General features: G+C 44.2%; 31 protein-coding genes. 1 reads left to right on the forward strand and 30 read right to left on the reverse strand.

From position 1 onward, the window contains the following. Window positions 1-29 precede the first annotated feature (29 nt). Window positions 30-743, forward strand: a complete 714-nt coding sequence (gene rsmG / locus K4H96_RS03050; RefSeq protein WP_223337476.1) for a 16S rRNA (guanine(527)-N(7))-methyltransferase RsmG — start codon at window positions 30-32, stop codon at window positions 741-743. A gap of 33 nt (window positions 744-776) precedes the next feature. Here the strand turns inward: rsmG and K4H96_RS03055 are convergent, their stop codons facing one another. The 30 genes from K4H96_RS03055 to yhbY all read right to left on the reverse strand — a co-directional run bounded on the left by K4H96_RS03055 (window position 777) and on the right by yhbY (window position 24,270). After that, window positions 777-1,238, reverse strand: a complete 462-nt coding sequence (locus K4H96_RS03055) for a putative immunity protein (RefSeq protein ID WP_223337475.1) — start codon at window positions 1,236-1,238, stop codon at window positions 777-779. An 18-nt stretch (window positions 1,239-1,256) separates the two neighbouring features. Next, on the reverse strand, window positions 1,257-2,093 hold the full coding sequence (locus tag K4H96_RS03060; protein WP_223337474.1) for an energy-coupling factor transporter transmembrane component T family protein: 837 nt from the start codon (window positions 2,091-2,093) through the stop codon (window positions 1,257-1,259). Then, a complete protein-coding gene (locus K4H96_RS03065; protein ID WP_223337473.1) occupies window positions 2,086-3,771 on the reverse strand; it encodes an ABC transporter ATP-binding protein in 1,686 nt (561 codons plus the stop codon). Before K4H96_RS03065 ends, K4H96_RS03060 begins: the two co-directional genes overlap by 8 nt. Before the next feature lie 9 nt (window positions 3,772-3,780). Further along, complete coding sequence (locus K4H96_RS03070) at window positions 3,781-4,542, reverse strand: nucleoside phosphorylase (protein ID WP_002898090.1); 762 nt, start codon at window positions 4,540-4,542, stop codon at window positions 3,781-3,783. A 220-nt stretch (window positions 4,543-4,762) separates the two neighbouring features. Next, a complete protein-coding gene (locus tag K4H96_RS03075) occupies window positions 4,763-5,023 on the reverse strand; it encodes a SemiSWEET family transporter (RefSeq protein ID WP_002898091.1) in 261 nt (86 codons plus the stop codon). A gap of 181 nt (window positions 5,024-5,204) precedes the next feature. Then, a complete protein-coding gene (locus tag K4H96_RS03080; protein ID WP_223337472.1) occupies window positions 5,205-6,122 on the reverse strand; it encodes a DUF4299 family protein in 918 nt (305 codons plus the stop codon). 293 nt (window positions 6,123-6,415) lie between these two features. Further along, window positions 6,416-6,775, reverse strand: a complete 360-nt coding sequence (locus tag K4H96_RS03085; RefSeq protein ID WP_223337471.1) for a TfoX/Sxy family protein — start codon at window positions 6,773-6,775, stop codon at window positions 6,416-6,418. 9 nt (window positions 6,776-6,784) lie between these two features. Next, the gene (locus K4H96_RS03090) at window positions 6,785-7,198 is read right to left on the reverse strand and encodes a VOC family protein (protein ID WP_223337470.1); all 414 of its coding nucleotides are present in this window, start codon (window positions 7,196-7,198) and stop codon (window positions 6,785-6,787) included. A 56-nt stretch (window positions 7,199-7,254) separates the two neighbouring features. Continuing rightward, entirely contained in the window at window positions 7,255-8,058 is an 804-nt protein-coding gene (locus tag K4H96_RS03095) for a helix-turn-helix transcriptional regulator (protein ID WP_223337469.1), read from the reverse strand. Window positions 8,059-8,215: 157 nt separating this feature from the next. Continuing rightward, on the reverse strand, window positions 8,216-9,202 hold the full coding sequence (trhO, locus tag K4H96_RS03100) for an oxygen-dependent tRNA uridine(34) hydroxylase TrhO (RefSeq protein ID WP_227956342.1): 987 nt from the start codon (window positions 9,200-9,202) through the stop codon (window positions 8,216-8,218). 141 nt (window positions 9,203-9,343) lie between these two features. Then, a complete protein-coding gene (locus tag K4H96_RS03105; protein ID WP_223337468.1) occupies window positions 9,344-9,832 on the reverse strand; it encodes a DUF6773 family protein in 489 nt (162 codons plus the stop codon). Between the two features lie 14 nt (window positions 9,833-9,846). Continuing rightward, complete coding sequence (locus K4H96_RS03110) at window positions 9,847-10,044, reverse strand: helix-turn-helix transcriptional regulator (protein ID WP_002896268.1); 198 nt, start codon at window positions 10,042-10,044, stop codon at window positions 9,847-9,849. Further along, window positions 10,037-10,225 (reverse strand): potassium transporter, encoded by a 189-nt coding sequence (locus K4H96_RS03115; RefSeq protein WP_223337467.1) that lies wholly within the window; start codon window positions 10,223-10,225, stop codon window positions 10,037-10,039. Before K4H96_RS03115 ends, K4H96_RS03110 begins: the two co-directional genes overlap by 8 nt. Before the next feature lie 135 nt (window positions 10,226-10,360). Next, on the reverse strand, window positions 10,361-10,903 hold the full coding sequence (locus K4H96_RS03120; protein ID WP_002900998.1) for an ECF-type riboflavin transporter substrate-binding protein: 543 nt from the start codon (window positions 10,901-10,903) through the stop codon (window positions 10,361-10,363). Window positions 10,904-10,914: 11 nt separating this feature from the next. Next, on the reverse strand, window positions 10,915-11,760 hold the full coding sequence (locus tag K4H96_RS03125) for an SAM hydrolase/SAM-dependent halogenase family protein (protein ID WP_002911906.1): 846 nt from the start codon (window positions 11,758-11,760) through the stop codon (window positions 10,915-10,917). 31 nt (window positions 11,761-11,791) lie between these two features. Then, a complete protein-coding gene (locus tag K4H96_RS03130; RefSeq protein WP_223337466.1) occupies window positions 11,792-12,385 on the reverse strand; it encodes an MptD family putative ECF transporter S component in 594 nt (197 codons plus the stop codon). Between the two features lie 16 nt (window positions 12,386-12,401). Beyond that, entirely contained in the window at window positions 12,402-13,784 is a 1,383-nt protein-coding gene (locus K4H96_RS03135) for a M20/M25/M40 family metallo-hydrolase (protein ID WP_223337465.1), read from the reverse strand. 116 nt (window positions 13,785-13,900) lie between these two features. Next, window positions 13,901-14,728, reverse strand: coding sequence for an amino acid ABC transporter substrate-binding protein (locus K4H96_RS03140; protein WP_126435842.1), 828 nt, complete (start codon window positions 14,726-14,728; stop codon window positions 13,901-13,903). Between the two features lie 117 nt (window positions 14,729-14,845). Beyond that, window positions 14,846-15,988, reverse strand: coding sequence for a M20 peptidase aminoacylase family protein (locus K4H96_RS03145; RefSeq protein WP_223337464.1), 1,143 nt, complete (start codon window positions 15,986-15,988; stop codon window positions 14,846-14,848). 112 nt (window positions 15,989-16,100) lie between these two features. Continuing rightward, window positions 16,101-17,207, reverse strand: coding sequence for a DUF4352 domain-containing protein (locus K4H96_RS03150; RefSeq protein ID WP_317627999.1), 1,107 nt, complete (start codon window positions 17,205-17,207; stop codon window positions 16,101-16,103). A 123-nt stretch (window positions 17,208-17,330) separates the two neighbouring features. Then, window positions 17,331-18,047: a YebC/PmpR family DNA-binding transcriptional regulator gene (locus tag K4H96_RS03155; protein ID WP_002901009.1), complete on the reverse strand. Its 717-nt coding sequence runs from the start codon at window positions 18,045-18,047 to the stop codon at window positions 17,331-17,333. A gap of 268 nt (window positions 18,048-18,315) precedes the next feature. Further along, window positions 18,316-18,681, reverse strand: coding sequence for a hypothetical protein (locus K4H96_RS03160; RefSeq protein WP_317628005.1), 366 nt, complete (start codon window positions 18,679-18,681; stop codon window positions 18,316-18,318). Between the two features lie 230 nt (window positions 18,682-18,911). Beyond that, a complete protein-coding gene (locus tag K4H96_RS03165; RefSeq protein ID WP_227956344.1) occupies window positions 18,912-19,715 on the reverse strand; it encodes a DUF6612 family protein in 804 nt (267 codons plus the stop codon). 206 nt (window positions 19,716-19,921) lie between these two features. Beyond that, a complete protein-coding gene (locus tag K4H96_RS03170; protein ID WP_223337460.1) occupies window positions 19,922-21,016 on the reverse strand; it encodes a nucleotidyltransferase in 1,095 nt (364 codons plus the stop codon). A gap of 1 nt (window position 21,017) precedes the next feature. Beyond that, window positions 21,018-21,752, reverse strand: coding sequence for a class I SAM-dependent DNA methyltransferase (locus K4H96_RS03175; RefSeq protein WP_223337459.1), 735 nt, complete (start codon window positions 21,750-21,752; stop codon window positions 21,018-21,020). Window positions 21,753-21,826: 74 nt separating this feature from the next. Next, window positions 21,827-22,192 carry a ribosome silencing factor gene (gene rsfS, locus K4H96_RS03180; protein ID WP_045772873.1) on the reverse strand — a complete coding sequence of 122 codons (366 nt, stop codon included), beginning with the start codon at window positions 22,190-22,192 and terminating at the stop codon, window positions 21,827-21,829. Window positions 22,193-22,201: 9 nt separating this feature from the next. Next, on the reverse strand, window positions 22,202-22,705 hold the full coding sequence (locus K4H96_RS03185) for a cysteine hydrolase family protein (protein WP_223337458.1): 504 nt from the start codon (window positions 22,703-22,705) through the stop codon (window positions 22,202-22,204). Next, entirely contained in the window at window positions 22,702-23,301 is a 600-nt protein-coding gene (gene yqeK, locus K4H96_RS03190) for a bis(5'-nucleosyl)-tetraphosphatase (symmetrical) YqeK (protein WP_223337457.1), read from the reverse strand. The genes K4H96_RS03185 and yqeK overlap by 4 nt, the downstream gene beginning before the upstream one ends. Further along, on the reverse strand, window positions 23,298-23,930 hold the full coding sequence (locus K4H96_RS03195; RefSeq protein ID WP_125356153.1) for a nicotinate-nucleotide adenylyltransferase: 633 nt from the start codon (window positions 23,928-23,930) through the stop codon (window positions 23,298-23,300). The genes yqeK and K4H96_RS03195 overlap by 4 nt, the downstream gene beginning before the upstream one ends. A gap of 28 nt (window positions 23,931-23,958) precedes the next feature. Next, window positions 23,959-24,270 (reverse strand): ribosome assembly RNA-binding protein YhbY, encoded by a 312-nt coding sequence (yhbY, locus tag K4H96_RS03200; RefSeq protein WP_002896287.1) that lies wholly within the window; start codon window positions 24,268-24,270, stop codon window positions 23,959-23,961. Between the last annotated feature and the right edge of the window lie 63 nt (window positions 24,271-24,333).

Here is a 24,333-nt window from a genome sequence, read left to right on the forward strand (position 1 = left end):
GATGAATATTGACAAACAAGGATGAAACTATGACACCGCAAGAATTTTACCAGCTATTGAGCCAGCAGGGAATCGAGCTGACCGACCGCCAGAAAGACCAGTTTGAGCGTTATTTTGAACTCTTGGTCGAATGGAATGAAAAAATCAATCTGACAGCTATCACCGAGAAAAATGAAGTCTATCTCAAGCATTTCTATGATTCAATTGCCCCTGTTTTGCAAGGCCTGATTGATAATCAAGAACTCAAGCTGCTAGACATCGGTGCCGGGGCCGGCTTTCCTAGCCTCCCTATGAAAATCATCTTCCCTCAGCTGGATGTGACCATCATTGACTCGCTCAACAAACGAATCAACTTCCTCAAACTGCTGGCAGAGGAGCTCGGGCTGGACAAGGTTCACTTCTACCATGGCCGCGCAGAAGACTTTGCTCAGGCCAAGGCCTTTCGGGCACAATTTGACCTAGTCACTGCCCGTGCAGTCGCTCGCATGCAGGTCCTGTCTGAATTGACCATTCCCTACCTGAAAGTGGGTGGCAAGCTTCTGGCGCTCAAGGCTTCCAATGCTCCAGAAGAACTGGAAGAAGCCAAAAATGCCCTCAACTTACTCTTTAGCAAGGTCCAAGACAACCTCAGCTATGCCCTACCAAACGGCGACCCCCGCTTTATCACAGTGGTAGAAAAGAAGAAAGAAACCCCCAATAAATACCCCCGCAAAGCCGGCATGCCAAACAAAAGACCATTATGAAAAGAAAAAATCAGGCTAGGATTGCCTGATTTTTTATGTCATCTTCAATAATTCAATTTGCTTCAGCCGTTCTTTTTTAACAGCTTCAAAATCACCTGGATACATCTTGTTTATCAAGGTAATAGCAAAATCTGTTGCCCAAAGGCCATGATATTTAACATGGGGACTAGCCACAAGCTGAGCCATCGTTCGATAGAATCTAACTTTAACTACATCTTCTTCCTTTTTTGCTAAACGTGAAATCTCAAAGCTCAGATTTCTAGCAGCATGATAAGAACTCTCCCCAGCTAACCAGTCATCCATAGCGATAAGAGCCTGTTTCATCTCTTTTGTAAATGCAAAAGCAGTTAGCTCCGAAAGATGAGCAGCATACACTTGGCAAAATCGAACTACTTCTTGGTGTGTTTTTTCTTCATAAACTTTAATAAAGGCTTTCTTCAAGTCTGGCGCATCCTCTATTTTCCCCAAAGGTCTTTGATAAGCATAAATATCCATATTTTACTTTCCTCCATCCTACCTCCACGGATTGTAAAAGCGACCGTGATTGACTGCGAAGAGGGCAAAGCAAAGCAATAGAAAAGCGACTGCCATTGTCAGCACCAGCATATCTCGTTTGCTTAGAGCTTGATAGGTATACCAAGTCCGTTTTTTATTCTTGCCGAAACGGCGCAGCTCCATGGCCGTGGCAATGGTATTGATGCGCTCTAGTGAGCTGAAAATCAGCGGAATGATAATCTGCAAATTTCCCTTCACGCGCTGAGACAGTTTGGCTTTCTTGGATAATTCCTGACCACGCGCTTCCTGAGACATCCGGATCAGGAAAAATTCTTCCTGCAAATCTGGAATATAGCGGAGCGTCAGACTGACCGCGTAAGCAATTTTATAGGAAATACCAAGCTGATGAAGGCTGGAAGCAAACTGACTGGGATGGGTTGTCATGAGGAAAATCACTGCCAGAGGTATAGTAGAAACATACTTGAGCAGGAGATTAAAGAGGTAGAACAGCTCCTGAGCTGTTAGATTATAAGCTCCCCATCCGGTCCAGAGGACATCTTTGGCTCCATAGATATCAACACCATACTCAGGCGCGAAAAGATAGACCATCACTAAGTTAAGAGCAGCAAAGGATGCCGCAAAGACTAAAACAAATGAAATATCACGGATGCGGATACGGGACAGTCGAAAGAGGCAGAGGGACAGCAGGGCTAGCCCCAGCAAAAAGCGGGTATCATAGCTGATCATAGCTGCTACTGATACCAGAACGAAGAACAGCATCTTGCTGGCACCGGACAGGCCATGAAGAAACGTCTCACCTGCATGGTAGCCGATTAATTTTCGCTGATTAAGCATGCTTGTCCTCCTTTTCTCGCATATAAAACTCGGTCAAAGCCAGAGGGTCGGCACCAATCCTCTCAGCCAGAGCAAAGATTGACGTTTCCTTTAGATGAGCCGCCGCAATCAACTCTTGATCTGTCAGCACCTGCGCAGGCGCCTTATCAGCTAAAATATGACCATCCACCACAACCACTGCCCGATCTGAATAATCCAGCATCAGCTGCATATCGTGCGTAATCATGATAATGGTATGTCCCTGCTGGTTAAGCTCGTCCAGAAAGTCCATCATCTCGGTATAATGGCGTTGGTCCTGGCCAGCTGTCGGTTCATCCAAGAGGATAATCTCCGGATTCAGCACCAAGATAGACGCAATGGTCACCCGCTTCTTCTGGCCGAAAGACAGGGCCGAAATCGGCCAACTGCGAAATTCATAGAGTCCACAGGTCTTGAGAGCCGCATGGACACGCTCTTCGATTTCCGCTTCTGTCAGTCCGCGCAAGCGCAAGCCTAGGGCCACTTCATCAAAAATCATGGCTGCCGAAATCATCTGATTGGGATTCTGCAGAACATAGCCAATTCGCTCAGCCCGCTCCTTAATGGAGTCTCCCTTGATGTCCTGACCTTTCCAGCTATAGTTCCCCTCAGTCTCGATAAACTGACAGAGGGCCTTGGCCAGGGTTGACTTACCAGCTCCATTTTTACCAACGATGGCTATCCGCTCTCCCTTGAAAATCTTCAGGCTGATATCCTGCAAAATAGGCTTGCCGCCGCTCTGGTAAGCAAAGGAAACATGTTCCAATTCCAGCAAGGGCTCCTGAGACTCTTTATCAGAGTCAGACCAGTCTCTGCCCTCAAAGGTCACATCTGCCAGCTGCAGCTGATCCAAGCGGGACAATCCTTCTGCCTTTTCTACATCAAAGCCTAGCTGGCGTAGAGTGGTAATGTAGAGCGGCTCGCGGATTCCATTTTCAGCCAGCAGCTGGGTCCTGAGCAGCTCATCCGGCTGTCCGTCAAAGAGAATGCGTCCGTCATTGACCAGCACCAAGCGGTCTACTGGCCGGTAGAGAACATCTTCTAAACGATGCTCGATAATCAGAGTCGTTGTTCCCGTATCTCGATGAAGCTGGTCAATCAAATCAATGGTATCCTGACCCGACTTGGGATCCAGATTGGCCAAGGGCTCGTCAAAGAGCAGAATGGGACTCTCGTCAATCAAAACCCCTGCCAGACTGACGCGCTGCTTTTGACCGCCTGATAGATCCTGGGGCCGATGCTGCAAAAGCTCTGATAAATCCAGCTTCTCTGACCAGGTTTTGACTTTTTCGCGCATAAGCGACAGCTCCATCACGTCATTTTCCAGCGCAAAGGCCAAATCTTCTGCTACGCTAAGCCCGATAAACTGGCCATCCGTGTCCTGCAAAACCGTGCTGACAAGATTAGACTTATCATAAATGCTGGATTCAAAGGCTGGCTGCCCCTTAATCAAGAGCTGACCACTGGCCTCACCTTTATAAATGTTGGGGATAATTCCATTGAGGCACTGGCCCAGCGTTGACTTGCCAGAGCCAGACGGACCGACAATCAGAACCTTCTCTCCCTCGTAAATAGTCAGATTGATCTGCTTGAGGGTCGGCTCAGACTGGGCCTGATATTGAAAGCTAAAGTCTTCAAATTGGATAATTGGTTTTTTCATCTTATTTCTCTATAGTGCCAGAGCGATCTGAATCGCTAGATTGGCAATCTTATCTTTTTCGTCCAAGTCTGCATGATTGGCTAGGTTGCGCATATCCCAAGCTTCCTCAGACAAGTGATCGGCTGCATAAAAGAACTGGCAGACGGTTATCTCTCGAAAAGCTGCCAAGGCCGCTACAGCTGAGCATTCCATATCCACACAGATCGCTCCCTCGGCCTTTCTCTGGCGGAGTTTAGCTGGTGTCTCACGGTAAATGCCGTCTGTCGTCCAGACCTTGCCCTTGCTGTGGGAAATGCCGCGCTCGTCCAGAAAAGCCGTCAGAAAATCTTTCAAGCCAAGATTGACTTCCTGCTCACGGCTAGCCGGCTGGTAGTGATAGCTAGTTCCCTCATCACGCAGGGCCTCCGTCGGGATAATGACAGACGTTTCCTTAATCTCCTCATCCAAGATACCGCAAGTACCGAAAAGTACCAGCTTCTTCATGCCAAAAGCAATCAAGTCTTCCAGAATAGCCACACAGGCCGAAGCTCCAACAGGTGCATTGAAGAGAGCCAGTTCCCATCCATCCACGAAAACACGATAGATAGGAATTTCAATATTAGCCATGCTAGTCGTCGTAATCAGCTCGTGTTCAAAATCCGCCAACATCCGCGCAAAAGTCTCTCTGGCAAAGCAGGAAACAGCCGTCTCCGGAAAACCTTCTATGGATTCATTCAAATCTTCTGGGTTAATGATGGCCTTGCGACTTTGGTCAAATTCTTCAAGTATCATAGGCTTGCTCTCTTTTCCCTTTCTTCCTGATGAAACAGCCAGCAGAACTCTACTGACTTCATCTTACCATTGTATCATAAAAAGGCGGTCTGCTGAACGCTGCCTGCATATTTTCTACATAGCAAAAGCCATAGGCAGGCTCTATAGCTACAAGTGAAGTGAGTTCTTTGTACAATGATTTTCCAACAAAAAAAGACTGGGAACAACTCCCAATCTTATCTTACATAAGGGCTGTAGCAGCAGTAATCAAGCCAAATACGATGCCCGGCATATTAGCTGCAGCCAAAGGAATGTCTCGCTTCTCTTTAAATAGACCATAAATGACCCAGAGAGTACAGTTTAGAGCAGCTACTGAAGGCTGGATAAAGTCACCCTTGTTGCCAGCTAGATTATTCATAATCTGTGGGATATAGGAAACATACATCATAACAGACATAAAAGTAGCCACCCAGCCCAAGATTAGCATGTGTTTTTCTTTCATTTCGTTCTCCTTTTTATAAAACTGACCTCTATTCTATAGCTTCTCTCTGAAATTTTCAAGATATTTTCAACAATGTCATCAAAAAGAAAAGAGTCACAAAATTGTGAGAACTGCTGACAGCCCTAAAAAAGCCGCCTTTTGGCAGCTCTGTTGAGATTCAAAAAGTAAATTTTCCTAACCTTTAAAACTTCGGTTCTCCATCGGGAAGTTGATCCAAAATGGCTTCCAGTTCCAGCCGATTGAGTGGCTGAATCCGGATCTGACTAGAATCCAGATAAGTGAGATAAGTCTCTGGAATCTTCTCCAAAAAAGCTTTTAAATCCTTTGTTGTCAGATATTTATAGCCCTGCGGACTGCTGGCATCCTCTATCAGGATATGAAGATGCCATTCCATATCTTGACTAGCACCGCTCTCAATCATCTCTTTAATCAGGTAACCCTTGGGCATGGGCTGAGTCGGAAGGACTGTGTCCACTCCTTCTGCCAGAACATAAGAGCCCAGATATTTCCCACCCTGATCCTTATAATACTTAGGAGTAGAAAATTGACTCTGAACCTGCTGCATCTCGGCCATCTGCCTGCCAAACTCCTCCACAGGATCTTCAGCTTTGAATAGTTCCAGAAGTTTTTCCTGCGACATGTACAAATCATGAGCATAGCCTTCGAAAACATGCATAGGCGCAGCTGCAACTCTGGCATCGTTCAGGCCATAGAGAATATCCGCTTCAAAATCAATATTAAAAATCCCGTCAGCAGTGTAAGTATTGCCGTATTCATCAACAATATCCTGCTTCATCTTCTGAGCCAAACGACTCATGAAGAGAATGGCCCCTTTCCAGTCACCCACCGTTGATGGTGTCAAGACGCGGACCTGGTAGGTTTCCCGGTCTGACAGATAATAAACTTCAAACCCACGGCCTGCCCCTTCCCAGTAGACAGCCAGAAAAGTTCCGAACTGATCCAAGGATTGATAAGCCTTATCGCCCTCGAGGCCTATGACCTCAAGCCCTTCTACTAAGGAAACCAGAGACAAGGGTGTTTCGACCGCCTTATAGCTAAACAAGCCCTTTCGGTTCTGAATGTAAAAAGAAATACTCATACCATGCTCCTTTCTAACGACAAAAGCCTTTCAAAAAGCGAGAAAATGCAAAATCAAAACTCAATACTGGTACAAACTAGCTTTTCTCCAAGACTTTTAAAGATAAACTTCATTCGCAAAACGGACTCTGGTATTAGTATAACATTTTTGGAAGAAAAAGACGAAAAAACCTGTATCCATGAAGATACTTTTCGATTGAAAGCTTCATCAATACAGATTCTAAGAATATATTTGAATTTCATAAAAAGACAATGAATAAACTTCTAAGAAAACCAAACTCATCTGAGCACTTCTCATTTTTTATTCTGCTGCGTCAGCTCCTGATTGTAGGACAAGGCTAGCTTGATCCAGTAAGACAGTTCTTTTTGTCCTTCGCCATCTAAATCAATATAGCCATGATAAAGCCTACCCTTCATTAAAGTCACGCTAGCACCATTTTTAGGCAGAACCTGCTTTTCCATTTCCTTACCGATGCGTACCATGACAAGCTCTTGACCTCTCGAACTAACAGTAACGGTCATCTTACCTCGGACCATAAAAGCCAAACCACCAAACATCTTCTTCTCTTCTACCTCTTCTTCAAAAACATGAGGGGAAAGATCAGTAGCTAAAATGGTACGGACTTGCTGGGCTAAGGATTCACTATAAGCCATCCTCCTACCTCATTTCATCACATCCCAGCCGATACCAAAACGGTCAATCAAGCGGCCATAAAACTCTGCGAAAGCTTGTTCCTCTAAAGGATAGAGAATTTGTCCACCTTCAGCAAGCTTAGCAAAGAGCTCATCGGCTTCTTCTCTACTATCTGGACTCAGAACCAACCATTGATGGGGCTGATGATTGCTAGGAATAGATAGGTCATTAAAAACACCTACATCCTCACCATTCAGGGTTAAGTTTTCCGTATCTAAGGCAATCCAGGCAAGCTTATCCCGTTTTTCTGCAGGAAGGTTTGCTGGATCCATCATCTCACTGGCTCGTACAAGTCCCTTTATCTCTGTCTGAAAAAGATCTGCATAAAAACGAAAAGCTTCTTCGGCCTGACCATTAAAACTTAAAAACACGTCTAATTTCATTATTGTTCCTCCAATTTTTTATAGCTGAGAATAAATCTCTATTATCAGTTTATCAATTAGGATAAAAATTTTCTTATTCTCAATTGCGCTTGTTTAGCTAGGGAACGCATAATTAAAACCGGAAGATTAACTGTAATAGGTGGATCGCTGGGCAAGGGCCTGCGCATGCTGATTTCCTCTTGATAGATGCTATCGCCCGAAAAAGCGAGAGGCTCATCGCTGCCCCAGCGAAAGTTATGCTTCAAGACATAGTTTTTAGTTAGGCATAAATCCTCCAGCAATTCACAGGCCAAAAGATAGTAGCGACCATCGGGTACATTTTCAAAAGTAAACCGTCTCTCCTGACTCAGTGCTACTCCGATAACTGGCTCTTCTTTCGGTATGCGGGTTTTAAAAAGCCCGACACAGCTAATGCGTGGTTTATACCCCTCAGGATAAGATAGCGCCACGGTCAAGCGATTGCCACTTTTACAGTCGGGATCCTGATGCAACAAAGCTCCCTTCTCATCCAACTGTTTGACTATAAAATCATAAGCCTTGGTTGATTCCTGATAATATTTTTTAGGCGAAAGTCCAGTATGCCGCTTAAAAGTATTGGAAAAACTACCTAGACTATCATAACCAGCTTCCATAGAGGTCTCGGTTACATTTTGCCGGCCTTCTACAATCTCCTGAATTCCTTTTTCCATCTTAAGAGCTTCCATATATTGCTTGATAGAAAAGCCCATCTTTTTCTTGAAAGTTCTGGATAGATGGGAAGGACTATAATGGAAATACTGAGACAAATCAGTCAGACTCAGCTCTTCATCTGCATGCTGACGCAGATACGCTGCCACTTCTTCCATGATAGCTTTAGACATAGACTTGCTCCTTTCCCATTTATTTAAGCCCATTATATCACATCAAAAAGAAAGGACAAAAAATCAGAACCTGAATAAAGAAAAGCTAAGCTGCAAATAAATAATAAAAAAACTTTAGACACTTGAAACATCTAAAGTTTTTATCTTCACGATTAAATTACTGAGCTACCAGTGTTTCCAAGCTTTCTCCAATAGCAGCCAAACGCTCCACCACTTCTGCCTGGCTCAAGCCATTTTCAGCCACATAGCGGTTACGAGGGTGAACACGGCATTCGTGAGAACAGCCACGGAGGTACTTGTCTTCATTTTCTTCTGAAGTCAGGATGCGGCGGTTACACTCTGGATTGCCACAGTTGACATAGCGCTCGCAAGGAGTACCGTCAAACCAGTCTTTCCCAATCACGACTGGATCAACATGGTTGATATCAACGGAGATACGCTCATCAAAGACATACATCTTGCCGTCCCAAAGTTCACCTTGAACTTCTGGATCCTTGCCGTAAGTCGCGATACCACCATGAAGCTGACCGACATCCTTGTATCCTTCACGGACCATCCAGCCTGAGAATTTCTCACAGCGAACACCACCGGTACAGTAAACAACCACGCGCTTGTCCATGAACTTCTCTTTGTTATCACGAACCCATTGCGGCAATTCACGGAAGTTGCGGATGTCTGGACGGATAGCACCGCGGAAATGACCCAGATCGTACTCATAGTCGTTACGAGTGTCTAAGACAACAGTGTCTTCGTCCAAGAGCGCTTCCTTAAATTCCTTAGGTGATAGGTAAGCTCCTGTCGTCTCTAGTGGGTTGATGTCATTATCAAAATCATTGTCTTCCAAACCCAAGTGAACAATTTCTTTCTTGTAGCGAACAAACATTTTCTTGAAGGCTTGCTCATTTTCTTCGTCAATCTTGAACCAAAGGTCTTCCATGCCCGGAAGGCTGTGCACATAATCCATGTATTTTTGAGTGGTTTCATAATCACCAGAAACCGTTCCGTTGATTCCCTCATCTGCCACCAAGATACGGCCTTTCAGACCGATAGATTTACAAAAGGCCAGATGATCAGCTGCAAATTTCTCAGCATTCTCAATCGGAACATATTTKTAATAAAGTAGGACGCGAATATCTTTTGCCATAAGATTTCAACTCTCTTTTCTCTATAAAATTTTCTGAATTTTTTAATTCATCTATTTATTATAACGCGAGAAGAAAAGCTGGGCAAAATATTTGTTTGAAAAATAGCAGAGCTGGAAAGTTTAAGCGAGAAGGACAAGTTATCACTCTTCTTCCAATTGATCCAAATACTTCTCAAAGCGCTTTTTCTGCCATTTATTTATATACTCCAAGAAAATATTGACCAGCAGCATAAAGGGAAAGTGAATGACAAACGTAATAAAAATAACAAATAGAAACATGGGGTGAAAAACACTGTTATGATAAATAACATGATTCAGTTGGAAATTCTGGCAGGCAATCAAAAGAGTTAGAGACCCCGTCCAAGCTACTATACCCCAAATAGTCAGACTGAAACTATTGTAATAATTGGCTCCCAGATACTGAGCCCGAAAGAAGAAATATAAGCAGGCGATAATGATCAAAACCAAGAAGGGCTGATAGTTAATGGCTCTAGCATTCATAGCTACAGAACCAGCATATAAGGCTAAACCACCATACAAGAAGAGACTAAAAGCCTCCATACCAGCCTTATTAACCAGCTGCTCTTCCCGCTCGTCCAAGATCTGTCGTTTAATAAGTTTAATTTTCATGACTAGTCCTTTCTCTATTCAATCCAAAACAATTGATCCAGCGTCTTATTGAGACATTTGCAAATCGCTAAGCATAAACTGAGACTGGGATTGTACTTACCTGCCTCAATCAGGCCAATGGTCTGGCGGGTCACTCCGATAGCATCTGCCAAGTCCCCCTGGGTCATATCATGCTCAGCTCGTGCCATTTTTAGTCTAAGATTTTTAGCCATGGTCGCCATCCTCTCTGTCCCTGTCTCCCTTCTTCTGCCCGCCTATAGCATAGGATGAACAGGCAAAGGTGACACTGCTAAAAGCAAGGACGATAAAGGTTTGATTTTTCTGAGTCCAGCCTACAAAGAAAAAAATTCCAGCCGCTGCAAGCCAGACCAGCGACGGCTTTTTCTTATCCATCTCCGCTCTCCTTTCATCTTTATAACTCTATTATACAATATATTTTAAATAATGCAATATATAAATTACATTTTATCTTTTATTTTGTACAAAAAAAGACTGGGAATTCTCCCAATCTTTCAATTTTTGGTGTAATCAATCCTTTTTCAGACTTCCTGCGCGAGTGCGGGTGCGAGCGTAAGCAGTCAGCAAGACTGTACCGATGACTGCTACTGTCGCAGAATTCACCAGAATTGCTACAATACTTTGAGCAATGACCTTATTGACCGGCTCACCAGATACAATCACGTCACCAATCGGGCCGATTAGCCAAGCGATTGCATTAGCTCCAAACTGAATCAAGTTAAAGCGGATAATATCCTTGACTTCAAATTTTCCTTCTTCCACTTGGAAGAATTTTCTAAAGAAGCCAACTAATAGACCGAAGACTCCGCTACCGGCAATCCAGAACCACCAAAGTCCGCCACCACTCATAGCGTCTTTAATGGCGTGGCCAATGAAGCCCATCAAGAAACCAACGATTGGTCCAAAGATGACGCTAAAAAGGGCTTGCAGAGGGTATTGGAGCTGGATGCTGGTATTGGGTACAGGCGTTGGGATATTGATCATTCCGATGACCACGAATAGGGCTGCTCCAATTCCTGTTGCGACTACGTTTCTGATTGTATTATTTTTCATGTTCTTCTTCCTTAATTCTCAATTCTCTTGATTTCAATATGCCACTGGGCACCGACGCCAACATTGTAGGCCTTAGCAAAGGAACCTTGGTTAATCGCTAAGCCAACCCGATAGAGGGAGTTGATATAGAGGATAGGCTGGCCGATGCGGACATCCGCAAAGGACTTGCCATAGGTTACTTGGTTTTGATAAACCAGCATGTCATTATTGTAAATAGTAACTTCAAAGCGGTCGCCAAATTCTGGTTTCAAGGTGCAGAATTCCTCGCGGGTGATAGAGGTCCAGAGAGAACCAAAGCGGACATCCAGGATATCAATAGCTCCGCTGACATAATTATCCGCAAGCGTGGTCTCTACTACCTGAATTTCGACAATGTCTTCAACTTTAAGCTCTGGTCCAACCTCTTCAAAACTGATATGACCGCTGGCTAGCTTAGCACCTGTATAGGCATAGACATCACGGCCGTGGAAAGTGTAGGAATGCTCCGTATCCTTACGGCGATTTTCCACCTCAGAAATTTCCCGAATGGCCTCAATGCCGACATGCTTCTTGATGAAAGACAAGGTGCCATTGTCAGGCGTGACGATGTACTGGCCCTTTTTAGTCTTGGCTACCACACTCTTACGCTTGGAGCCAACGCCCGGATCCACTACTGACACAAAAGTCGTTCCTGCTGGCCAATAATTAACTGTCTGAAAGAGACGATAGCTTCCCTCAAAGATATTGTAGGGGGTGATATCGTGAGTCAGATGATGAATTTTCAGAGTGGGCGACTCTTCTAGCGCTACTCCTATCATGGCTGACACAGCTCCATCTACCAGACCAAAGTCCGACTGGAGTACAAGTAAATTGTTCATGTTTTCTCCTTAGTTATATTTTCGATGATATTTAGACCGAAGCTGACTTGGAATGTCTCGCTTTAAGGATTTTCCTTCCTAACAGAGCTCCAAGTAAAGCGCCCAGTAAAATGCTGGCTACAAACCAGAGGACTAAGCTGGGTTCCGGCTTAAGCATGACTTGCTCGATGTAAGCCTGAGTCTTTCCTCTGGCAAGAAGACTAGCTTCGTACTGCTTGGGAGCTAGCCACATTAGGAAAATAGGACCCGCTGTGCTAAAGCTGAAAACCATAAAAGCCAGCAAGCTTCTAACAGTCTTTTGATAGCTGCCTGACCGAGCTATAAGATCCGCTAAAATACCACAAATCAAACCCGGTAGAAAGGCTCCAAAGCCATGTCGACTAAGCAGAAAGAAGAGACCTAGCAGACAGCCTAAGCCGCTGATCAGACCGAAGGTCTTTATTTTCTCTGTATAGAAGATAAACAGAACACCGCCAAAGAAAGCTGTAAAAGCCGGAGCGTAAAACATATTGCCTGAGCGGTCAAATAGAAGCCCAACCAAGACGCCTAAGATCATGGCTAGGAAATAAAAGAGGTAAAAGAAGCCAGCCTGCTTCAGTTTGTCTTTTCTTATAGAGTATAGCATAAGCCTTCCTTTCCCGCTAGTCAGCTCGACGGTAACTGCCAATCAAGTCTTGAATGAGCTCTATGTGCGTATAGTAGTCAGCAATTTTCACATTCTCATCTCCGCCATGGTCCCGGCTGTTGGCATTGCCAAGTCCAAAAGCCGCCATAGGAACCTCCAAGGCTTCATAAACAGTGTGCATCGGACCAGTTCCGGCTGAAGTCGGCAGTACAGAGACGCCCTCTTGGTAATAATCTTTAGCCAGCTCGATAAGATTGAGAATGGAAGGCGCACTCATGTCGCTGCGATAGCTCATTTCTCCCAAGGTATAGGTCAGCTCAACTGCCGGATAGCCATTTTTATCCAGCTGCTGACGAATCTTGTCCAAAACATCTTGTGGCTCCAGACCAGGCACCAGACGAACTTCCATCTTGGCTTGAGCATCTGAAGGCAAAATGGTTTTAACCCCTTGGCCTTGATAGCCTGATCCAAAACCTTCAATATTCAGCGAAGGCTCAAAGTAAAAGCGACGGAGGAATTCCTTCCGCTCGTCCAATAGAACTGGCAATTTTAAACCATAGACATGACTCAACTCTTCAGGAGTTCGCAGGGCATATTCCTCAATCAGAGCCAGCTCCCGTTCATTTGGCTCTTGAATCTGCTCATGAATGCCTTCGACTAAGATGCGGCCATCTGGACTTCGCAAGCTGGATAGAGCATTGAGCAAATACCAAGAAGCTGAATTGATAACCCCGCCGAAGCTAGAATGAATGTCTACATCTGCACTTTTGACCGTCATATCAAAGGTAACAATTCCCTTATTACCACCTGAGATTTCCAGCTGACCTAGATTGTTGCGGCTGCCTTGCTCCCAGACCAGCAAATCTGCTCCTCGCAGGCGTTTGCGATGCTTGACCAGATATTTATCCAAGTCTGTCGAAGCAGACTCTTCCGCCCCTTCCATCATAAAGATGATATTGACCGGCAAATCACCGTGCTCTCGAATATACTTGCGAACAGCCGTCAGACGAGCAGTAATATGCCCCTTGTCATCATCCACTCCTCGCCCATACATAACCCCGTAATGAACTGACAGCGTAAAAGGATCATTGGTCCAAGGCTGGTCATCATCTGCCGGCACTGTATCGTAGTGGTTGTAGAAAATAATGGTCTTAGCAACAGGATTTGAAGAAAGAAACTCCGCCAAAACAAATGGAGCAGTATAGCTATCGTCAATCATGACCTTGGCACCTGCAGCTGTAAAAATCTCTCCCAAATAGTTGGCTACTTCCTGCAGGCCAACCTGCTGGGCAAAGATTGATTTTTTAGAGATCAAGGTCCGCAGCACTTCAAAATAGTGCTGGGCAACCTCGTCGTTTTCAAATTTCTTGATTTGTTCGGTCTCAGTTGAGAAAGGCATACATTACTCCTATTAACAGCAGATAAAGGGCTGGGGAAATAAGCTTCCCCGCCCTTATCGTATTTCTTGTATCAAAGTCTAGCCAGCCAAATGCAGACCGAACTTGATGGGATTTCTTACTTGATGTCTTTTGCATCTGGCAGGTAAGAACCGCCAAAGAATTCTTGTGATAGTTTTTCAAGCGTACCATCCTCATAGAGTTCCTTGATTCGCTTGTTGACAAATTTTTGCAGGTCTTCCTGACCGCTTGCAATAATCGGATAGACATAAGGCTGCTGGTCGCTTGGAAGCTCAATCACTTCCAGATTTTTCAAGCCTTGGTCTTTGATAATAGACTCTACAGTTATGCGCTCAAAAACCTTATAGTCCGTACGGCCGTCATTCAGATTGGCCAAGATTTGCTGAATGGTTCCGTCCGTATAATTGATTTTTGTCGGATTATCGCTATGTTCCTTGTTGTAATCCTCTAGTTGCTGAGCTGTTGAAGTCCCCTGAACAACCTCAGTAGACTTGCCGCCAATGTCATCCAGCGATTTAATCCCCTCACCTTTACGGACAACTAAAACTGTTGGATTTTTCGCATATGGACTAGCATAGAGATATTTGTTAGCCCGTTCTTCGGAATAGCTGATATTATTGGCACCAATCTGGTAGCGGTCGCTGTCCAGACCTGAGAAAATAGAAGCCCACTTGGTCTTATTGAAATTGACTTCATACTTATCTGAGTCCTTAAAGATAGCGCGAAGGACTTCGATATCGTATCCAGTCAGTTTACCATCTTTATCCTCGTATGAAAATGGTTTGGTCGTTCCCACTGTTCCGACTTCTACCTTTATTTTCTCTGTTTTCTTCTCACTTGATGATGAGCAAGCCACCAAGGCACCAATAGCCAAGGCACTGACAGCCGCCAGAGAGAAGTATTTCAAGGTTTTCTTCAGGTTCATATTTCGAATTCCTCCTAAAAAGTCTTTCTTTATCATATCAAATAAGGAGAAACTTGACCATTATATATTTTTTATGGAGGTGATAGCTTTTCTTTATCAGCTTTGAGGCAACTATCTCTAGACTTTCTGCTTATAGTACTGCAGGAGAAAGAGGGCACTTTCGACATAGTAAGGAACGGAAACTTTGAAGGCTTCGTCGTCAATGACCATGCTGTCGTGATGGAGGTCAGGAGCATTTTCTGTCCCATTTGAGCCGATAAAGGCAAAGACGCCTGGAAGCTTCTCCTGATAAAAGGCAAAATCCTCTCCAGCCGAGGATGGATTGGCTGGCAGAACCTCGGCTAGATTCTGTGAGTGCTCATAGAGCAGCTCAGCCAATTCGGGATCATTATAGGTCACTGGAGGAGTATGGTCCCAAGAAATCCTGACTTGAGCTCCAAAATTCTCCGCTGTATTCTCTACCATTCGGATAAAGTCTTCCTTGAGGCGCTGCTGCAAGGTCGGATTGAAGCTGCGAATGGTTCCTTCAAAAAAGCCCAACTGCGGCAGTACATTCCAGGTCGCTCCCGCTTCTATATGAGTTACGGACAAGACAGCTGCTTCAAAAGGAGACACAGTGCGGGCCACTAGAGCCTGCAGATTTTGAATCATACTGGTTAAGGTCAATACTGTATCAACCCCCAAATCCGGTCTAGCCGCATGGCTGCTGACACCTTCTACTTCAACCTTGAACTTCTCAACCCCAGCCATCATGGCTCCAGCTTTAAGTGCCAGCTGCCCCGCCTTAAGCTGGGGCATATTGTGAAAGCCGATAATCGCAGACACATCGTCCAGCAAACCAGTCGCAAGTACCTGACTGGCTCCCAGAGAAGTTTCCTCAGCCGGCTGGAAAATTAGACGAACCGTCCCTCTCAAATCTCCTTCCATAGCCTTGAGCAGCTCCGCTGCCCCCAAAAGGCTGGTCTGATGAAAATCATGGCCGCAAGCGTGCATAACGCCTGCATTCTGACTGGCGTAAGGCAGACCTGTCTGCTCCAAAATAGGCAGAGCATCGATATCAGCCCTCAGGGCAATAATCGGCTTGCCAGAGCCAACCTCGGCAACCAAGCCCGTTTTCAGACCGGATTCTAAAATCCTAATCTCTAAATCTTCCAGATAGCTTCTTAGGAAAGCTGTCGTTTCAAATTCCTGCCCAGACAGTTCTGGATGCTGATGAAGATAATGCCGCGTTTGCATCAGTTTATCATAAAATTTTTTCATGGCAGACTCCTTTACTCGAATACACCTATCTACCATCCAGTATAGCACAAAGCAAGACGAGGGCACAAAAATAGAGAGCAAATAATCAATAATCAGCCCTCTAATTTTGCTATTATGAGATATCGCCTTCGAAAGAAATGACAATGGATTCATAAGAAAAATCACGCTCCAAGACCCATTTGCCATCTGTCTTGACAAATTTCAGCTGATAATCTCGTTCTGGGGTGAGAAGCGGCCGTGAGTCCAATCCAGCCATCATGTCATCAGCATAATTCTTATCTTGTGCTTTATAGAATTCCGAAAGATTCGCATACTCAGAACGATGCTTATCAGAAAACTCTTTACTGTAGTTCAGGATGGTTTTGCTTAGACTGACCGTTCTCGGTTTAATCTTGATCACTATCTCATTCGGCATGTACTGGGCTACTGTATAAGAAATTTCGGAGCGTTTTGCATTATTTTCCACATAGGCATCGATAAAGGTATTGACTTCCTTATCAGTAAAGGGATAGTCATGCAATTTACGTTTAAAGTCTTCAGCAAAAGCTGCTCTAAAGTCATTTTTATCTTGCTCCAAATTACCGCCTAAGACAAAATCTTCCTTGCCCTTGGATGACTTTGCCTTGTCTTTGCTTTTGGCGTCTCCACCTAAGAAAACATCATTCAGATAATCAGAAGCTAATTTCTTTGACTCTTCGACTTGATCAGGATAGCTAGAAGGATCAACATTTAGCTTGATTTCTTCTGTTTTCTCATCAGCATCATAAGTTTTCTTCTCATAGTGCAGCTCATATTTTTTATCCTTTTCAACCTTAAATACAAGATAACCAGAAAGAGTCTTTCCCTTAGCTAAATCTTCATATTTCAGTATTTTAAAGTTTTCTGCATCATCATAAACTCCGACCGGCTGGATTTTCTCACCTTCTGAATCATAAAAGCCAATGTCTGAAGAGGAAATCATGATTTTTTCATCCGTTTTATTCTTAATTTCCAATGACAAAGCTAAGTATTTTGAATCAGCGGCCCCATTGCTTGGCAAAATAAACTGGCCTTCCTTAATCTTGACCTCTACTTGCCCATTGCTGGCTGCTTTCTTGTCTTTCTTCTCCTGACTTTGCTTACTTGGAATATCCTGATTTGAAGTCGGAAGCAAGGCACAGGCTGTTAAGCTCATTCCTGCTAGAAGTAAGGTCGCGTATTGAAATACTTTTTTCATCATTGTCTCCTTAATAACTTAATAATATGACCTTTCTATTTTACCATACTTATCTTGACTGGTAAATACAGTTTGAGACTTCTCATCACAGAAAAACCTGTAGCTCCAACTACAGGTCAAGTATCTTTAGAATCCATCTACATTCGTATAGATTTTTTGGACATCTTCGTCGTCTTCTAAAACGCTATAAAGTTTTTCAAAGGTTTCGAGGTCCTCACCAGTCAACTCTACTTCAGACTGAGGAATCATTTCCAGCTCGGTTACTTGGAATTCTTGAATGCCAGATTCACGCAGAGCCACGATAGCCTTGTGAAGGTCAGTTGGCGCTGTATAGACAGTGATGCTTCCTTCTTCTGCTTCAACATCATCAACATCCACATCCGCTTCCAGCAGCTGTTCAAAGACACTGTCAGCGTCGTCCCCAGCAAAGACAATCACTCCTTTATTATCAAAAAGATAAGATACAGAGCCGCTAGCTCCCATATTACCGCCATTTTTCCCAAAGGCTGCACGAACATTGGCTGCAGTTCGATTGACATTTGAAGTCAGAGTATCAACAATCAGCATAGAACCGTTTGGCCCAAATCCTTCATAGCGGCCTTCAGTAAAGGTTTCGTCGGTGTTTCCTTTTGCCTTATCAATAGCTTTGTCAATAACATGCTTCGGCACCTGAGCCTGCTTAGCTCGGTCAATAACGAATTTCAAAGCTGTGTTAGACTCTGGATCTGGATCACCTTTTTTAGCTGCTACATAGATTTCTACACCAAACTTAGCATATACTTTTGAGTTCGCGCCGTCTTTGGCCGTTTTCTTTGCCACAATATTGGCCCATTTACGTCCCATTGGAGATTCTCCTTTTGATAAATTACATTTTTAATCTTTCTTATTATAACACAGGGAATCAGAAAAATCACTAAGAAAAAATGATTGTTCCTAGAAGATTCTGGTTGGTTTCTTCAACTTCTACTAGGCTAAAATCGAGACAAAATTGATTTCTGTTTTCAATTCCATAAAAAATCCAGTCGCTAAAAGAGCAACTGGACGGTACATTCTATTTCCCGAAACCGGCAGGTCTGTCATAACGGACCTTTACCGAAATCCATCAAAAATATCACTGATAATTTTTCACAATAGATAAATCCGGTTTGCACCTGCTTAAACAGGCAAAAACATCCTCTATTCTGCCATCTAAAAACGTGACATCTACTCGAACGGACTTGCCATTATAAGGCTTGACATATAAGTAGTCTCTACGATAGCGCCTGACCCCCAGTCGAAAAGAAGGCTGCCCATCAGAAGTTCTGCCCCAAGTCGGCCGGTAAAAGATGCTTTCCAATTGATCCCAAGCAAAGCTATGCTCTTTCAAGAAAGCACCTCGCACGCTCAAGCCCCATTCTGTTCCCGCAAGAACAAAGCACTTTTTACTCAGCTTGCGCCCCGCATGGACTATTGCAAAGATTTCGACTATAGCAGTCATGAAAAAAGCAAGTATAAAAGGCAAACTGAACGTGCGTATTCCTGCTCCAGGCATGGCTTTATCAATTGAAAACAGGAGCAAGCAAGCTAAAGCGCCGAAAATGATGCCTGAGACTAAGAAGACAGAGGCCAAGATGACTATGGTCAAATAGAGTCCTCTACGATAGCGAAAAGAAAACAATAAAGGCATGGCTTTTCCTTTCTTTCTCAGCTAATAGTTTTGCTTATGCTTTACTGAGGCGCCTTAAACTCATCTTCCTCTACCTTATTCCAGTCAGAATATTGAGTATCTGTTTGAACATCCATACTACCTTTTTCACCTTTATAAGATAAACCTAGCTTAAATTCTTTTAAGAATAAGGTCTTTTTATCCAAGCGTACTTCTAACTTCTTATCCATATCTGCCTGAGTAACACCTGACAGCTCTAGTTTGAATTCTTCACCAAAAAGTCCTAGCAAATCAGCATTTTTGCTACTTAATTTAAAGATATATTCATCGCCGCTTWCCTTTACAGTGACATCATCAGCCATTTGATAAAAGCCGTCCATAAGTTTGAAATAATCGGGCTGAACATAATAATCTGCTCCGCTTCCCATTTCTTGCTTAGACCATGTTCCATTTTTAGAAGAACGAGTATACAAAAGTTTATCCTCTCCGCCTGGCATAATCGCTTCTTGATAACTCTCCTGACCGCTCTCTTTTCCATCTATGATTAAATGCCCCTTGGCCAGATCATCAGTGCTTTTATCATAGAGAAGGTCTCCGCTCATCGTTTGAGTTTTATTGGAACCATCTACAGTGATAGATAATTTCACCTTCATTTTCATTGAAGTTAGATCTTCATTCGCAGTTTCTGCTTTCTCCAAGAGTTCTTCAATATCGTCAGAAGAAGTATTCTTTTGGCTCTCACGGGAGCTATTCTCAGTCCCACCCTGATTCTTTTGAGAATGCTTCTGCCCAATCAAGCTACAAGCCCCTAAACTAAGCGTAAGCAAGGCTGTAAGGGCCATAAAGGTAATCTTTTTGAATTTCATGAGTCTTCCTCCTTTGAGACATGGATATAAAAGATAATCATTCAATCAAGCCCAGCAAAGTTTTATTAACCAAATGTTAGCTTTCATACCTACAGTCAAACCTCTAAAAAGCAAATCATGCTCCTTAGTTAAAACAAGTTTATTTGTTTATTATACCATTTTTTATTTACTATAGAAAACAAAGCAAAAAGACTGAATATTCAGCCTTACTTGTCTTTCATAATCGGAACCCGTCCAAAATTTTGTTCCATAAGTGCAGGATTGCCTAGTTGATAGACCTTATCAGCCTGCTGGGTTAGACTATCCCATGGCTCCTTGCCGATACGGCTGACCAATTCAACTTTTCCTTTAAGCTGGGACAAATGCTGGCGCCCCTGCTCGGAAAAGCCTAAAATATGAACACCTGACGGAAGTTCTTCTTGCCTAGCTCCGACTAGGATATAGGTCAGCAGACGCCGGACCCGAGCCTTGGTATAGCGCTTGGTCGCCACCTGTTCAACTAGCTCTTCTATGGTCTCACTGCTTTTCAAGGCCACTCTAATCCTGACGGCCAATTCCTGATTGACCTGATAAAAGTTTGTCAAATCCGGACAGGTCACTATCTGGTAACGGAGATAAGGAAAGAGGTCCGACCAGATCACCTTGGGAGCCGTTTCAAGCAAGTGATGGGCTGGAGTGAATTTTTTGAGAAAGTCTGGCTGGTCCAGATTCTGACGAAGGGCAGTTGCGGAAGCAAATTCCTGATTAGCTGACAAGGAATGATAGCCGGCTCCCTGACGTTGAATCGGGCGCAGTTTTATAGCCTTTCCCGCCACAGCTTTGGCATAGGCCAAGCCTAAGATATGATTGGGCGTAGAGCCTGAGAAATTGAGCCCTGCAAATTCCTGCCACATGGCCTGAGTCTTCTGGGGATAGGATAGGGAATCAAGCAGGCTAGACAGGTAAGCTTCCATCTGCTCTGCCTTTTCGCCATAGACCCTCGAAATACTCTCATAGTCCAACACTTCCTCGGTTCCAAAAGTCAGCTGTTCGATACCTAGCCTCTCTAAGATGTCTACTGCTCCCTTAGCGAAAAAGTCCGCCGCCTGGACACTGACTAAGAAAGGCAACTCAAGGACCAGATCCGCTCCAGCTTCCAAAGCCATCTGTGCCCGAGTCCACTTGTCCGCGATAGCCGGCTCGCCTCGCTGAACAAAATTGCCGCTCATAGCGATAATTTTCAGACCAGAAGCCTGCTCCAGCAGATATTTGTGCCCATTATGAAAAGGATTAAACTCTGCGATAATACCGGTAACTGTCATCTCATTTCTCCGCTACAAAGAACCAGCGAGCGCTCTTGTCAGTTGGATTCTTGTCCTCAAAGTCCGCGTAAACCTTGACATTCTTAAAGCCAGCCTGCTCCAACAAGATATCATAGGTCAGAATCTCATAGGTCCGCTCCTCATGCACCTCATCATGGCGCGTGAAGCGCCCATCCTCGTCTTGGACAAAGAAGGTCAGCTCATGCACGATAGAATGAGGCGGTTCGTCCGCATAAGAATCCCATACCATAGCAAAGGTTTCAGCATTTTCATGATAAGAATAGTCTGGAAAAACCTCGTCAATCTGGTAAATCGAGTGCACGTCAAAGATAAAGCGGCCGCCCTCATTTAGATGTTGGTAGACTTGAGTGAAAACCTGACCGACATCGACTTCGTCCTCCATATAGCAAATGGAGTCTGAGTAACAAGTCACCAAATCAAACTGACCGACGCCGCTCAAATCCAGCATATTGCCCTGGATAAAGGGAATGTCCAAACCGGCCTCTCTGCTGCGCTTCTCTGCCAAATCCAGCATTTCCTGACTCAGGTCCAACCCTGTCACCTCAAAACCAGCCTGCTTAAAATAAATAGACTGAATGCCCGTACCGCAGGCCAACTCCAGCAGCTTTTTCTTATCCTTGGGAAAATGACGCAGGCTGAAATCTGTCCACTTCTCATACAAAGAATCATCCATAATCGCATCGTAAACCGACGCGAAGGTTTCATAAGTTGCCATACTTTTCCTTTCAAAAATAGCCCAGCCAGCAGGCTGACTGAGCCGAATTCTGCTTTCTGCCTAAGGGCAAAAAATCACTTGTTTTTTTCTTCCAATAAGGCTGCAACATCCACACCAGTTGCTTCGTGCCAGAGTTTTTCCAGATTGTAATGCGCCCGCATTTCCTCTGAAAAGACATGGACGACCACGCCGCCCAAGTCTAAGAGCACCCAGCCGCCAGCTGCGTCTCCCTCAACATGGCCAGCAGAAACACCTGCTTCAGCAGCTTTCTCACGGATATTTTCAGCTACTGCATCCAGCTGACGACTGTTCATAGAGCTGACGATGACAAAGTAATCTGTTACAGTAGTCAGACCTTGCAAATCCAAAGCTACAATATCTTCTGCACGCTTTTCATCGGCCGCCTTCACGACCAGTTCCAATAATTCTTGTTCTTTCATAGTTCCTCTTTAATTAAAAATGTTTTTGTAATCTCGAACATCCGCAAAACGTCCGTCCCAAATTTTTTGGTAAAAAGTATTTATTTTTTCTGCCGAAGCCTCTTCTCCATCAAAAGTTGTAAAAGCACCTTCTGGAATGACAAGTTTATAATTAAATTCAAATCCAACTTTAACTGATGCATCTACACAATATTCTGTCTGCATTCCACATAAAACTAGACGACCAATATCTTCTTTATCCAAGTAATCCTTCAAACCTGTCTCTTTAAATATACTATTATACTTCTTCTGAAAGACCTTTTCATCTGACTTCCGATTTAAGAGTGGAGACAACTGCCAATCTTCCAATGCACTGTCTTCTGGATTTTCCATATGCTGAATATAGATAATTTCGACACCTTTACTCCTAGCCTGATGCTGCAGAAAGGAAATTTTATCCATCATTTTATCAGACTGAAAACCTGTTTCCACTAAGATATTTTGTACATCTATAATGATTAGAGCTGTTTTCATTCTTCTATTTCCTTCAAATATCCTACAAAGGCATTGTAAGTCTCCAAAGTTTGCGGATAGATGGGCATCCCTTTGTGAGCCAAGTGCTCCACAGTCCTTGCTGTTTCATAGGCCACAGCCTGATTGAGTGACCGCTGAGCCAGCTCTCTAGCCTTGTCCACTCCCGGAAAGTCACGGTTGTGCTCAATGTAGTCGGCGACATAGACGACCTTGTCCAGCTCAGACATGGTGCCACTGCCCACTGTATGAACCTCGATGGCTCGCAGAATATCAGCGCCTTTCACACCTAAATCTTCCTGAATCTTGTAAATGCCCACCATGCCATGCCAGACATTATTGCCCCAGTTTTTCAGATCAGGATCCAGCTGGTATTTGTCAATCAAGACTAGAAATTCCTCATCCGAGACCTTCTTAGCATAGTCGTGTAGGAGACCTGCCAGACCCGCTTTTTCGACGTCAAGACCGAAGCGCTCCGCTAATTCTCGGGCAGCCTTTTCCACACCTAGACAATGCCGCAGGCGCTTCTCGGGCATGACTGTTTCCATCTTAGCCAGCAAGGCCTCACGGCTTATACTGATATAGCTTTCATAGGTCATAGGTAAAGCCCTTCTTTCTCAATATAATCTAAGACTGGCTGAGGCAGCAAGAAATTAGGAGTCCGTCCCTGAGCCAGAAAATCCCGCACCATGCTGGAGGAAATATCCATAAGCGGTACATCTACCCAGATGACAGGGTAAGAAGTCCCCGCCTTGTAGCGCGGCCGCTGAACACCGACAAACTGAACCAGCTCAACCAGCTCATCAATCCGATACCACTTGGGTAGGTAGTCCACCATATCCGCACCGATGATAAAATAATAGTCCGTATCTGGATGCTGTTCTGTCAGTAGCTTCATGGTGTCGTAGCTGTAAGAAATTCCCTTGCGCTCCAGCTCAATGGTTTCAATCCCTAGTCCTTCAATGCCCTCAATAGCCAGCTCCAGCATTTTCAGCCGATGCTGCTCATCAATAGTTTCTTTCTTATCCACATGGGGCGGCTCGTACTCTGGCATGAGCAGAACCTGATCCAAGCCCAACTGTTGCCGGACCTGATCCGCCACGACCAAATGAGCATTGTGGACAGGATTGAAATTTCCACCTAAAATGCCAATCTGCTTGCGTTTTTTATCTTTAACTTCTGGTTCTAAATCCACCTTGGTAAAGGGGGTCAGTAATTCAATAGCCATAGGCTGACATCTCCACAGAAATTTTTCCTTAAATTTGCTTGACTTTAACAGAGAGTTTGCGATTTTCTTTCTTGCTGGATTGCTTGTAGAGGATTAAGATCCGGCCAATCTTCTGCACCGTATCCACTCCGATTTCCTCTTCTAGAATCTCAGCAACTTCATGGATATTCTCATCTGTATTCTGCAAGAGCGTAACCTTGATTAATTCTCGTGCATCCAGTGCCTGACGGACGCTGGTTTTGATTTGGTCATTGAGTCCATTTTTCCCAATCTGAATGATAGGTTTGAGACTGTGTGCCTGACTGTTGAGAAAGGCGCGTTGTTTTGATGTTAGTGTCATGTTCTTCTATAAGGCTTGAGACAGTTAGGACCTGCTTCTCTCCCCACTGCTCACGGCCTTTCC

The organism is Streptococcus sanguinis, assembly GCF_020729765.1.
GTDB lineage: Bacteria > Bacillota > Bacilli > Lactobacillales > Streptococcaceae > Streptococcus > Streptococcus sanguinis_Q.

Excerpts from the sequence above, each read along its gene's own strand:
- K4H96_RS03135 (WP_223337465.1), bottom strand. The coding sequence starts at position 13,784 with ATGCCTTTCTCAACTGAGACCGAACAAATCAAGAAATTTGAAAACGAC.
- K4H96_RS03110 (WP_002896268.1), bottom strand. The coding sequence starts at position 10,044 with ATGGCTAAAAATCTTAGACTAAAAATGGCACGAGCTGAGCATGATATG.
- K4H96_RS03115 (WP_223337467.1), bottom strand. The coding sequence starts at position 10,225 with ATGGATAAGAAAAAGCCGTCGCTGGTCTGGCTTGCAGCGGCTGGAATT.
- K4H96_RS03055 (WP_223337475.1), bottom strand. The coding sequence starts at position 1,238 with ATGGATATTTATGCTTATCAAAGACCTTTGGGGAAAATAGAGGATGCG.
- K4H96_RS03160 (WP_317628005.1), bottom strand. The coding sequence starts at position 18,681 with ATGACTGCTATAGTCGAAATCTTTGCAATAGTCCATGCGGGGCGCAAG.
- K4H96_RS03080 (WP_223337472.1), bottom strand. The coding sequence starts at position 6,122 with ATGAGTATTTCTTTTTACATTCAGAACCGAAAGGGCTTGTTTAGCTAT.
- K4H96_RS03170 (WP_223337460.1), bottom strand. The coding sequence starts at position 21,016 with ATGACAGTTACCGGTATTATCGCAGAGTTTAATCCTTTTCATAATGGG.
- K4H96_RS03195 (WP_125356153.1), bottom strand. The coding sequence starts at position 23,930 with ATGGCTATTGAATTACTGACCCCCTTTACCAAGGTGGATTTAGAACCA.
- K4H96_RS03065 (WP_223337473.1), bottom strand. The coding sequence starts at position 3,771 with ATGAAAAAACCAATTATCCAATTTGAAGACTTTAGCTTTCAATATCAG.
- K4H96_RS03150 (WP_317627999.1), bottom strand. The coding sequence starts at position 17,207 with ATGATGAAAAAAGTATTTCAATACGCGACCTTACTTCTAGCAGGAATG.
- K4H96_RS03090 (WP_223337470.1), bottom strand. The coding sequence starts at position 7,198 with ATGAAATTAGACGTGTTTTTAAGTTTTAATGGTCAGGCCGAAGAAGCT.
- K4H96_RS03060 (WP_223337474.1), bottom strand. The coding sequence starts at position 2,093 with ATGCTTAATCAGCGAAAATTAATCGGCTACCATGCAGGTGAGACGTTT.
- K4H96_RS03120 (WP_002900998.1), bottom strand. The coding sequence starts at position 10,903 with ATGAAAAATAATACAATCAGAAACGTAGTCGCAACAGGAATTGGAGCA.
- K4H96_RS03140 (WP_126435842.1), bottom strand. The coding sequence starts at position 14,728 with ATGAACCTGAAGAAAACCTTGAAATACTTCTCTCTGGCGGCTGTCAGT.
- rsfS (WP_045772873.1), bottom strand. The coding sequence starts at position 22,192 with ATGAAAGAACAAGAATTATTGGAACTGGTCGTGAAGGCGGCCGATGAA.
- K4H96_RS03105 (WP_223337468.1), bottom strand. The coding sequence starts at position 9,832 with ATGAAAATTAAACTTATTAAACGACAGATCTTGGACGAGCGGGAAGAG.
- yhbY (WP_002896287.1), bottom strand. The coding sequence starts at position 24,270 with ATGACACTAACATCAAAACAACGCGCCTTTCTCAACAGTCAGGCACAC.
- K4H96_RS03130 (WP_223337466.1), bottom strand. The coding sequence starts at position 12,385 with ATGCTATACTCTATAAGAAAAGACAAACTGAAGCAGGCTGGCTTCTTT.
- yqeK (WP_223337457.1), bottom strand. The coding sequence starts at position 23,301 with ATGACCTATGAAAGCTATATCAGTATAAGCCGTGAGGCCTTGCTGGCT.
- K4H96_RS03125 (WP_002911906.1), bottom strand. The coding sequence starts at position 11,760 with ATGAACAATTTACTTGTACTCCAGTCGGACTTTGGTCTGGTAGATGGA.
- K4H96_RS03075 (WP_002898091.1), bottom strand. The coding sequence starts at position 5,023 with ATGAAAGAAAAACACATGCTAATCTTGGGCTGGGTGGCTACTTTTATG.
- K4H96_RS03175 (WP_223337459.1), bottom strand. The coding sequence starts at position 21,752 with ATGGCAACTTATGAAACCTTCGCGTCGGTTTACGATGCGATTATGGAT.
- K4H96_RS03085 (WP_223337471.1), bottom strand. The coding sequence starts at position 6,775 with ATGGCTTATAGTGAATCCTTAGCCCAGCAAGTCCGTACCATTTTAGCT.
- K4H96_RS03185 (WP_223337458.1), bottom strand. The coding sequence starts at position 22,705 with ATGAAAACAGCTCTAATCATTATAGATGTACAAAATATCTTAGTGGAA.
- K4H96_RS03070 (WP_002898090.1), bottom strand. The coding sequence starts at position 4,542 with ATGATACTTGAAGAATTTGACCAAAGTCGCAAGGCCATCATTAACCCA.
- K4H96_RS03155 (WP_002901009.1), bottom strand. The coding sequence starts at position 18,047 with ATGGGACGTAAATGGGCCAATATTGTGGCAAAGAAAACGGCCAAAGAC.
- rsmG (WP_223337476.1), top strand. The coding sequence starts at position 30 with ATGACACCGCAAGAATTTTACCAGCTATTGAGCCAGCAGGGAATCGAG.
- K4H96_RS03095 (WP_223337469.1), bottom strand. The coding sequence starts at position 8,058 with ATGTCTAAAGCTATCATGGAAGAAGTGGCAGCGTATCTGCGTCAGCAT.
- K4H96_RS03145 (WP_223337464.1), bottom strand. The coding sequence starts at position 15,988 with ATGAAAAAATTTTATGATAAACTGATGCAAACGCGGCATTATCTTCAT.